Below are 2,107 nucleotides of genomic sequence, written 5' to 3'. Positions count from 1 at the left end.
ACCCCACACCTTGAGGGCGTCCACTGTGGGGGTGACGTCGTGGACCCGCAACACACGGGCGCCGTTCTGGACGGCGGCCAGCGCCGCCGCCACGCTCGCGACCATCCGCTCGCCGACCGGCCGCCCGGTGATCGTCCCCAGGCTGCTCTTGCGCGACCAGCCCGCCAGCAGCGGGTAGCCGAGCTGCAGCAGTTCCCGCTGGCGCGCCAGCAGCGCGAAGTTGTGCGCGACGGTCTTGCCGAAGCCGATGCCCGGATCGAGCACGATGCGCTCGGCGGCGACGCCGCGCTGCGCGAGCGCAGCACCGCGGCCGGCGAGGAAATCGCGCACCTCGCCAACCACGTCGTCGTAGTGCGGCGCCACCTGCATCGATTTCGGCTCGCCCTGGGCGTGCATCAGGCAGATGCCGCAGTTGGGGTGCGAAGCAACCAGCGCCTCGGCGCCCGGCGCCTGCAGCGCGAAGATGTCGTTGACGATGTCGGCGCCCAGGTCGAGCGCGGCGCGCATCACCTCGGTCTTGTAGGTGTCGATCGACAGCGGCACCTGCAGCCGCAACGCCTCGCGCAGCACCGGCAACAGCCGCGCCAATTCGTCGGCCACCGACACCGCATCGGCGCCGGGCCGGCTCGATTCGGCGCCGAGGTCGAGGATGTCGGCGCCCTCCTTCAGCAGCTGCTCGCAGTGCGCCAGCGCGGCCTTCGTGCTCGCATGCTGTCCGCCGTCGGAGAACGAATCGGGCGTGATGTTGACGATGCCCATCACGCGCGGGCGCGTCAGGTCGATCGAGAAGCGCGTGGTCTGCCAGTGCATCGCGGGGCCCTGCTCAACCATGGAAAACGGGGCCGAAGCCCCGTCGTCTGAACAGCATCGATACGCTCAGGCCGCGGCCGGTGCGCCGTCCGGCTTGACCGGCGGCGTCGGGCCGCTCGGCTTGCCGGAGCTGGAACTCCAGTCCTTCGGCGGGCGCGGCGGGCGGTCGCCCATGATGTCGTCGATCTGGTCGGCGTCGATGGTTTCCCATTCGAGCAGCGCCTTCGCCATCGCGTGCATCTTGTCCTGGTTGTCCTCGATCAGCTTGCGGGCGATCGCGTACTGCTCGTCGATGATGCGGCGGATCACGTCGTCGACCTTCTGCATCGTCTGCTCGGACACGTTGACCTGCTTGGTCACYGAGCGGCCCAGGAAGACCTCGCTCTCGTTCTCGGCGTAGACCATCGGGCCCAGCTCGTCGGTCATGCCGTAGCGGGTGACCATGTCGCGCGCCATCGAGGTGGCACGCTCGAAGTCGTTCGACGCGCCGGTGGTCATCTGGTGCATGAACACTTCTTCGGCGATGCGGCCGCCGAACAGCATGCTGATGGTGTTCAGCATGTACTCGCGGTCGTAGCTGTAGCGGTCCTTCTCGGGCAGCGACAGCGTCACGCCCAGCGCACGGCCGCGCGGGATGATCGTGACCTTGTGCACCGGGTCGAGCTTGGGCAGCATGCGACCGATCRGCGCGTGGCCGGCCTCGTGGTACGCGGTGTTGCGGCGCTCTTCCTCGTCCATGACCATCGATTTGCGCTCGGCGCCCATCATGATCTTGTCCTTGGCGCGCTCGAAGTCGATCATCTCGACGACCCGGCCGTTGCGGCGCGCGGCGAACAGCGCCGCCTCGTTGACCAGGTTGGCCAGGTCGGCGCCCGAGAAGCCCGGGGTGCCGCGCGCGAGGATGTCGGCGCGGATGTCGGCACCGACCGGCACCTTGCGCATGTGCACGTTGATGATCTGCTCGCGGCCGCGGATGTCGGGCAGCGTCACGTAGACCTGGCGGTCGAAGCGGCCCGGGCGCAGCAGCGCGGGGTCGAGGATGTCGGGCCGGTTGGTGGCCGCCATCACGATCACGCCGAGGTTGGTCTCGAAGCCGTCCATCTCGACCAGCATCTGGTTCAGCGTCTGCTCGCGCTCGTCGTTGCCGCCGCCGAGGCCGGCACCGCGGTGGCGGCCGACCGCGTCGATTTCATCGACGAAGATGATGCAGGGCGCGCTCTTCTTGGCCTGCTCGAACATGTCGCGCACGCGCGCCGCGCCGACGCCGACGAACATCTCGACGAAATCGGAGCCGGAG

At 68.9% G+C, this 2,107-nt stretch carries 2 protein-coding genes; both read right to left on the bottom strand.

All coding sequences use genetic code 11. The features are described from left to right. Positions 1-810 (bottom strand): dihydropteroate synthase (gene folP, locus AC1D15_RS28705; RefSeq protein ID WP_477828695.1); only part of this gene is annotated, 810 nt, incomplete at its 3' end. A gap of 66 nt (positions 811-876) precedes the next feature. Next, positions 877-2,107 (bottom strand): ATP-dependent zinc metalloprotease FtsH (gene ftsH / locus AC1D15_RS28700; RefSeq protein WP_477828694.1); only part of this gene is annotated, 1,231 nt, incomplete at its 5' end.

It is taken from the genome of Rhizobacter sp. P2_H2 (genome assembly GCF_056403375.1).
Note: the sequence above shows the minus strand (reverse complement) of the source record. Positions and strands in the feature narration are given on the sequence as shown.